7 protein-coding genes and 1 tRNA gene are annotated in these 7,403 nt (G+C 69.8%); 1 reads left to right on the plus strand and 7 read right to left on the minus strand.

The window, feature by feature from the left end:
- Window positions 1–3: 3 nt before the first annotated feature.
- Genes AB8Z36_RS23590 through AB8Z36_RS23600 form a run of 3 tightly spaced genes read right to left on the minus strand, consistent with a single transcriptional unit; the run spans window position 4 to window position 3,250 of the window.
- Window positions 4–930, minus strand: a complete 927-nt coding sequence (locus AB8Z36_RS23590; protein WP_440581982.1) for a carbohydrate ABC transporter permease — start codon at window positions 928–930, stop codon at window positions 4–6.
- Window positions 927–1,931 carry a carbohydrate ABC transporter permease gene (locus tag AB8Z36_RS23595; RefSeq protein WP_369215367.1) on the minus strand — a complete coding sequence of 335 codons (1,005 nt, stop codon included), beginning with the start codon at window positions 1,929–1,931 and terminating at the stop codon, window positions 927–929. The genes AB8Z36_RS23590 and AB8Z36_RS23595 overlap by 4 nt, the downstream gene beginning before the upstream one ends.
- A gap of 5 nt (window positions 1,932–1,936) precedes the next feature.
- A complete protein-coding gene (locus AB8Z36_RS23600) occupies window positions 1,937–3,250 on the minus strand; it encodes an ABC transporter substrate-binding protein (protein ID WP_369215368.1) in 1,314 nt (437 codons plus the stop codon).
- A gap of 302 nt (window positions 3,251–3,552) precedes the next feature.
- Here AB8Z36_RS23600 and AB8Z36_RS23605 point away from each other — a divergent pair, with 302 nt between their 5' ends.
- Window positions 3,553–4,608: a LacI family DNA-binding transcriptional regulator gene (locus tag AB8Z36_RS23605; RefSeq protein WP_369215369.1), complete on the plus strand. Its 1,056-nt coding sequence runs from the start codon at window positions 3,553–3,555 to the stop codon at window positions 4,606–4,608.
- Between the two features lie 102 nt (window positions 4,609–4,710).
- Here AB8Z36_RS23605 and AB8Z36_RS23610 read toward each other — a convergent pair.
- The 4 genes from AB8Z36_RS23610 to AB8Z36_RS23625 all read right to left on the minus strand — a co-directional run.
- Window positions 4,711–4,783, minus strand: a tRNA-His gene (locus tag AB8Z36_RS23610).
- Window positions 4,784–4,894: 111 nt separating this feature from the next.
- Window positions 4,895–5,497, minus strand: a complete 603-nt coding sequence (gene orn, locus AB8Z36_RS23615) for an oligoribonuclease (protein ID WP_369215370.1) — start codon at window positions 5,495–5,497, stop codon at window positions 4,895–4,897.
- A 10-nt stretch (window positions 5,498–5,507) separates the two neighbouring features.
- Entirely contained in the window at window positions 5,508–6,740 is a 1,233-nt protein-coding gene (locus AB8Z36_RS23620) for a helix-turn-helix domain-containing protein (protein WP_369215371.1), read from the minus strand.
- 414 nt (window positions 6,741–7,154) lie between these two features.
- Window positions 7,155–7,403 (minus strand): hypothetical protein (locus AB8Z36_RS23625; protein ID WP_369215372.1); only part of this gene is annotated, 249 nt, incomplete at its 5' end.

The following is a 7,403-nucleotide window of genomic DNA, read 5'->3' on the forward strand; positions in this document are numbered from 1 at the left end:
CGGTCAGCCCTTCACCGCACCCTGCATGATCCCGCTGACGATCTGCTTGCCGAACAGGATGAACGCGAGCAGCAGCGGCAGCGTGCCGAGGAGCGCGCCCGCCATGATGACCGCCCGGTCGGGGATGTACCCCGTACCGAGGGAGTTGAGCGCCACCTGCACGGTCGGGTTGGTCTGGTTGAGCGCGATGATCGGCCACAGGAAGTCGTTCCAGGCCATGACGAACGTCAGGAGCCCGAGCACGGCCATCGCGGGCCGCGCCGCGGGGAACACCACGTGCCAGATGATCCGCAGGCTGCTCGCCCCGTCCATCCGCGCCGCCTCGATCAGCTCGCCGGGCAGCGCCTGGAGCAGGTACTGCCGCATGAAGAACACCCCGAAGGCGCTCACGAACGTCGGCAGGATCACCGCCTGGAGCTGGTTGGTCCACTGGAGGTCCGCGATCCACAGGTACAGCGGTACGACGCTGAGCTGCGGCGGCACCATCATCGTGCCGATGGTCAGCAGGAGCAGCGCCCCGCTGAAGCGGAACTTCAGCTTGGCGAAGGCGAAACCGGCGATCGTGGAGAACAGCACGGTGCCGATGGTGATGCTGCCCGCCACGATCGTGGTGTTCAGCATCGCGTCGCCGAGGCTCGCCTCCGTCCACGCCCTCTCCAGGTTCTTGAAGAGGTTGCCGCCGAACCACAGGGGCGGCGGCGTCTGCGCGAGCCGCCCGCTGGTGCGCGAGGCCGCGATCGCCGTCCAGATCAGCGGCGCCAGCGAGACGGCCGTGAACAGCGCGAGGACGACATAGGTGACCGGGCCCGCGTGCATCGTCCGGCCGGCCTTCTGGCCCAGCGGTCGTGCCGTGGCCCGCGGCGCCGGGGCGCGGCCGTCGGGCGGGACCGGGGGACCGGCGGGCTTGGGGTCCACCGTGCGGGCCTTCATCGGTCCTTCCTCAGACGTCGGGCGATCAGCATGTTGACCGCGGCGATGATGAGCAGGATCGCCAGCATCAGCCAGGCGACGGCCGAGGCGCGTCCCAGGTGGCCGTTGATCCAGCCCTGGTCGTACAGGTAGAGCCCCAGCGTCTGGAACTGGTGGTCGGCGCCGCCCTTGGAACCGGCCGTGCCGCCGAACAGGAGCGGCTCGCCGAAGAGCTGGGTGGCCCCGATGGTGGAGACGACCACGGTGAACAGGATCGTCGGCCGCAGCATCGGGATCGTCACGTGCCGGAACTGCTGCCAGCGTGAGGCGCCGTCGAGGGACGCCGACTCGTACAGGTCGTGCGGCACGGCCTGCATCGCCGCCAGATAGATCAGCGCGTTGTAGCCGGTCCACCGCCAGATGACGATCGAGGACACGGCGAACTGCGAACCCCAGGACGACTCGCGCCAGTTGACGGGGTCGAGGCCCACCGAACCGATCAGCCAGTTGACCATGCCGCCGTCCCAGGCGAACAGCAGCGTGAAGACCAGCGAGGCGCTCGCCACCGACGTGGCGTACGGCGCGAGCATGGCGACGCGCCACAGGGTGGAGCCGCGCAGCTTGTAGTTGAGCAGATGCGCGATGCCGAGCGCGACGGCGAGCTGGGGGACGGTGGAGATGACACCGATGGTGAAGGTGTTGCCGAGGGCGTTCCAGAAGTAGTCGCTCTGGAGCAGGTTGGTGTAGTTCTCCAGGCCGAGCCAGGTGCTGTCGTCGAGGTTGGTCAGCTCAAGGCGGTGCAGCGAGGCCCAGCCCGTGTAGAGCAGCGGGAAGAGGCCGAAGGCGCCGAAGAAGAGGAAGAACGGCGCGACGAAGACGTAGGGCGACGCCTTTATGTCCCAGCGGTACAGACGGCTGCGCCAGGGCGAGGGCGTGCGGGAGGACGCGCTCCCGGTCGCGGCCGGGGCCGCGCCCCCCTGTCCGGGGGACGCGGTCTCGGCGTACTCAGCGGTCTCGGACATGGGGGTCACTGTCCCAGAACATCCTTGATCTCCTTCTGGGCCGCCTCCCAGCCTTCCTCGGGAGACTTGCCCTGCTGCTCCACCTGGAGCACGCCGATGTCGGTGATGGACTGGCCGATCTGGGCGTCCTTGACGCCGTAGATCACCGAGGGGGTGTTCTTCGCGATGTCCGCGTAGATCTCCGTGATGGGCGCGTCACTGAAGTAGGCCTTGGTGGCGGCCGACGGCTTCAGCGAGTCGTACGCCGAAGGGGTCGAGGGGAAGCTGGCCTGCTTGGCGAAGACCTTCGCGAGCTGCTCGGGCTGGGTCAGCCAGACGGCGAGCTCGGTCGCTTCCTTCTTGTGCTTGCCCGCGCTCGGCACGCCGAGGAAGGTGCCGCCCCAGTTGCCCTCGGTGGGCGCCTTGGCCATGTCCCACTGGCCCTTGCCCTCCGGTCCCGTCTTCTCCTGGATGTACCCGGCCATCCAGGCGGGGCAGGCCACGGTGGCGAACTTGGCGTTGGCGAAGCCCTGGTCCCACGTGGGGTCGAACTGCTTGAGCTTGGCGGACATGTCGCCCTCGGCGACCTGCATCGCCGCGTTCCAGGCGTTCTTGCGGCCCTGGCTCTTCTCGTAGATCTCCTTGCCGCTCTTGTCGTAGTACCGCTCGGTGGCACCGGCGAAGACGGCGTTGTAGACGCTGGCGGCGGAGTCGACGAACTTGGTGCCCTTGGGCGCCTTCTTCATGTACTTCTCGCCGAGCGCCACGTACTTGTCCCAGTCGCCCGCCCACGCCTTCGCGAGCTCCTCGCGGTCGGTGGGGAGACCGGCCTTCTCGAAGAGGTCCTTGCGGTAGCAGAGCGCGGTCGGGCCGATGTCGACGCCGAGGCCGATCGTCTTGCCGTCCCCGGTCGTGGCCTGCTTCCACTTCCAGTCGAGGTACGTGGACTTCTCGACGCCCTCGGCCTTGCCCAGGTCCTCGAACTTGGCGGCCTGGGTCTGCACCACCTCGGTGATGTTGCTGACCTCGACGGCCGCCACGTCGTTCACACCGGCGCCGGACTGGAGCTGGGTGAGCAGCTTCGGGTAGTAGGCGTCGTTCCGCTCGATCACATTCTCTTTGATCTTGATGTTCGGGTGGGCCTTCTCGTACTCGTCGTACAGTCCGGCCTGCTTGAGGCCGAGTACGCCGAACGTGCCCACGTTCAGCGTGATCTTGCCGTCGCTGCCCGCTGCGCCGCCCTCGTCATCGCTTGAACAAGCGGCGAGCAGGCTGGTGGCGAGAGCGGTCACGGCCGCGTAGGCCACCAGCCGTCGGGACCGGCGGAAATTGGTGCGCATTACGTCCTCCTGTTGCCTGACGTGCCGACCCCCCGGCCAACTGCTCTGCTGGGCCCGTTGGTTCACGCTGCGGCTCGGGCGGGGAACGTGCGGGATGTGTACGTGTCAGGTAGTGTGGGAGCGCTCCCACAGGTGATGAGTTGAAGACTCGTTGCTAGGGACGGGGGTGTCAAGGGACCGGACGCGGAGATCTGTCTTCGGTTATCGGGCCGTTACGGGAAGCCGGTGGAATCGGCGCGGCGACCCGGTGAAGATCCGGCTGTTACATTCCTGGCCGGGGGAAATGTGACGGGAGGCGGACAATGGCAGCTCACGCGGCACGCGGTCGCAGCGGCCGACGGCCCACTCTGGAAGAGGTCGCCGCACGGGCGGGGGTCGGCCGGGGCACGGTCTCCCGGGTGATCAACGGCTCGCCCCGGGTGAGCGAGGCGACCCGCACCGCCGTCGAGGCCGCGGTCGCCGAGCTGGGCTATGTCCCGAACACCGCCGCCCGCGCCCTGGCCGCCAACCGCACGGACGCCATCGCCCTGGTCGTGCCCGAGCCCGAGACCCGCTTCTTCGCCGAGCCGTACTTCTCCGACGTCCTGCGCGGGGTCGGCGCCGAGCTCAGCGAGACCGAGATGCAGCTCCTGCTGATCTTCGCGGGCAGCGACCAGCGCCGCCAGCGCCTGGCCCAGTACCTCGCGGCCCACCGGGTCGACGGGGTGCTCCTGGTCTCCGTGCACGCCGACGACCCGCTGCCCGACCTGCTCTCGCAGCTGGAGATCCCCGCGGTGATCAGCGGCCGCCGCTCCGCCGACGAGGCGCTGCCCTCGGTCGACTCCGACAACTTCGCCGGGGCGTGCTCGGCCGTGGAGCACCTGCTCGCGCGCGGGCGCACCTCCATAGCCACGATCACCGGACGCCTGGACGTCTACGGCGCCCAGCGCCGCCTCGACGGCTACCGCGCGGCGCTGCGGGACGCGGGGCACGCGGTGGACGAGCGGATGGTCGCGCAAGGGGACTTCACGGAGGAGGGCGGCAGGCGTGCGATGCGGGAGCTCCTCGACGCCTGCCCCGGCGTCGACGCGGTCTTCGCGGGCTCCGACGTGATGGCCGCGGGCGCCCGGCAGGCGCTGCGCGAGGCGGGCCGCCGGATACCCGACGACGTGGCGCTCGTCGGCTTCGACGACTCGGCGATCGCGCGTCACATGGACCCGCCCCTGACCAGCGTGCGGCAGCCGATCGAGGAGATGGGGCGGGCCATGATCGATCTGCTGCTCGCCGAGATCGCGGACCCCCGTCCGTTCGCCGCCCGGCGCATCGAGCGGCGCCAGCTCGTGCTCCCGACGCGGCTCGTGGAGCGCGCCTCGTCCTGAGCCCGGGGCCGGGAAGGAACGGCGGGGCGCCCGTGCGCCCGGACGCCGCCTCGGAACGCGGAAAGGGCCCCGGTTCTCTCGAACCGGGGCCCTTTCCTTCAGGGTGAGTGACGGGACTTGAACCCGCGGCCACCTGGACCACAACCAGGTGCTCTACCAACTGAGCTACACCCACCATGTCCGGTCTTCTGTCGCTCTTCCGACCGGCCGAGAAAAAGTGTACAGGGTCCGAAGGGGTGCTCGCGCACACGTTTCCCGGACCCCGTACACAGGGCGTCCGCGGCGGCTACTCCGCAGGCAGGACGTGCTTCGCCGCGATGGACCTCGCCGTCTCCGAGTCCGGTCCCGGCTGCGGCACGAAGACCGCCTCGCGGTAGTAGCGGAGCTCGGCGATGGACTCGCGGATGTCGGCGAGCGCGCGGTGGTTGCCGTTCTTGTCCGGGCTGTTGAAGTAGGCCCGGGGGTACCAGCGCCGGGCCAGCTCCTTGATGGAGGAGACGTCGACGATGCGGTAGTGGAGGTACTCCTCCAGGGTCCGCATGTCCCGCGCGAGGAAGCCGCGGTCGGTGCCGACCGAGTTTCCGCAGAGCGGAGCCTTCCGCGGCTCCTTGACGTGCTCACGTACGTACGCCAGGACCTGCTCCTCGGCGTCGGCCAGCGTGGTACCGCCGGCCAGTTCGTCGAGGAGCCCCGAGGTGGTGTGCATGGTGCGCACCACCTCGGGCATGGTCTCCAGCGCCGCGTCCGGCGGGCGGATCACGATGTCCACCCCTTCGCCGAGCACGTTCAGTTCCGAGTCGGTGACCAGTGCGGCCACCTCGATAAGTGCGTCGTCCGTCAACGAGAGCCCGGTCATCTCGCAGTCGATCCACACCATGCGATCGTTCATGCGTCTTACCCTACGGCGCGCTCCTCTGGCCGGGCAGTGGCGCGCGACCTGGCGCGTAGACGTCCGAGTGCGGCTTGCCCGGCTCGGTGGGCACCGAGGTCGAGGGGCCGAGCGCGCTCGCGGCGGCCGTGCGCCGGGTCTGGGAGGGCACGGGGCCCGCCTCGACCAGCGTCGGCACCGTCTGCGCGGACGCCGCGGCGGCCTCAAGCGCACGCTCGCCCTGCGGCCTGCGGGCCCGGTAGGCGGCCCGGTAGGCGGCGGGGGACGAACCGAGCTGACGCCGGAAGTGACCCCGCAGCGCCACCGGCGAGCGGAAGCCGCAGCGGCCCGCGACCTCGTCGACGGAGTAGTCGGAGGTCTCCAGGAGCCGCTGTGCCTGGAGCACCCGCTGGGTGATCAGCCACTGGAGCGGCGCGCTTCCGGTGAGCGAGCGGAACCTGCGGTCGAAGGTGCGCCTGCTCATGTACGCGCGGGCGGCCAGCGTCTCCACGTCGAACTGCTCGTGGAGGTGTTCGAGCGCCCAGGCGACGACCTCGGCGAGCGGGTCGGCGCCGATCTCCTCGGGTAAAGACCTGTCGAGGTAGCGCTCCTGGCCGCCGGCCCGGCGCGGCGGCACCACGAGCCTGCGGGCGAGCGCGCCCGCCGCCTCGTTGCCGTGGTCCGTGCGCACGATGTGCAGACAGAGATCGATTCCGGCCGCCGTACCGGCGCTCGTCAGGACGTCTCCGTCGTCGACGAACAGCTCGCGCGGGTCCACATGGACGGACGGATAGCGCTTGGCGAGCGTCGGCGCGTACATCCAGTGGGTGGTCGCGGGGCGGCCGTCGAGCAGCCCGGCGGCGGCGAGCACGAACGCGCCGGTGCAGAGCCCGACGATGCGGGCGCCCTCCTCGTGCGCGCGGCGCAGGGCGTCGAGCGCCTCCGGCGGCGGCGGCGGCGATGTGATCGACCGCCAGGCCGGGACGACGACGGTGCCCGCCCGTCCGATCGCCTCCAGGCCGTGCGGCGCGGTGAGTTCGAGCCCGCCGGTGGTCCGCAGCGGCCCCTCCTCGCCGGCGCACACGAGCAGCCGGTAGCGGGGCACGCCGGCGTCCTGCCGGTCGATGCCGAACACGGAGAGCGGTATGGAACTCTCGAAGATGGGTCCACCGCTGAAGAGCAGCACCGCTACGATCTCCCGGCGGCGACGCCCGGACAGCTTCCGAGCCGTGGTCTCCGGCGCGGCAGTGGAGTCGTGACTCATGCTGCTAAACCCCCCTCGGTCGTCGCGGCTCCCCGTTCCTGACGTGCTTGACGTGCTTGACGCGCTTGCCTCGCTTGTCGCTGCTGCACGTTTCCCCTCGGTCCTCCACCAGTCCCCCGCCGTAATACAGTCAAGATCGAATCTACTGTGTCCCGTGCCACCGGGGTGACCAGTTCAGCACCCGGCAGATTGTCGACATGGCAACTTGGCGTGAAGCATTCGATCACGAAGCGTTGCACTCGTGGGCCGTACTGGGAAGTGCGCCTTCGCTCCATGGCCGGTCCCCGTAGGGTGCGCACGCCTTCAGCGCGTCTTTCGGCCCTGGTCAACCGGGGGTTTGGGGCCCCTTGCGGCAAGAAATCCGGGGTCCCTGGAAGTTGGCTGAAAACCTACGGGATCGTGTGTGCGAATACGTCAGTCGACCGGTGTGTGTCCGGTGCCGTGACGCATGCCCCGGTGCGCTCCCGACGCCGTTCTCCCGTGCCGTCCGCGGTGTGCGGTGTTCTGTTCTGCAAGCAGTCGCGCGGCGCACCGCTCGGACTGCCGGAGCAGCACCCGGCAGACCCCCGTGACGGCCGCGAGGCCGAGCGCGGCGCCGCCCGCCCCCGCCATCGAGATCCCGTACCCCACGAGGACGACGGGAACCAGGACACAGCTGAAAGC

Source organism: Streptomyces flavofungini (assembly GCF_041028215.1).
In the GTDB taxonomy this organism is placed as follows: domain Bacteria; phylum Actinomycetota; class Actinomycetes; order Streptomycetales; family Streptomycetaceae; genus Streptomyces; species Streptomyces flavofungini_B.

Excerpts from the sequence above, each read along its gene's own strand:
- AB8Z36_RS23595 (WP_369215367.1), bottom strand. The coding sequence starts at position 1,931 with ATGTCCGAGACCGCTGAGTACGCCGAGACCGCGTCCCCCGGACAGGGG.
- AB8Z36_RS23620 (WP_369215371.1), bottom strand. The coding sequence starts at position 6,740 with ATGAGTCACGACTCCACTGCCGCGCCGGAGACCACGGCTCGGAAGCTG.
- AB8Z36_RS23600 (WP_369215368.1), bottom strand. The coding sequence starts at position 3,250 with ATGCGCACCAATTTCCGCCGGTCCCGACGGCTGGTGGCCTACGCGGCC.
- orn (WP_369215370.1), bottom strand. The coding sequence starts at position 5,497 with ATGAACGATCGCATGGTGTGGATCGACTGCGAGATGACCGGGCTCTCG.
- AB8Z36_RS23605 (WP_369215369.1), top strand. The coding sequence starts at position 3,553 with ATGGCAGCTCACGCGGCACGCGGTCGCAGCGGCCGACGGCCCACTCTG.
- AB8Z36_RS23590 (WP_440581982.1), bottom strand. The coding sequence starts at position 930 with ATGAAGGCCCGCACGGTGGACCCCAAGCCCGCCGGTCCCCCGGTCCCG.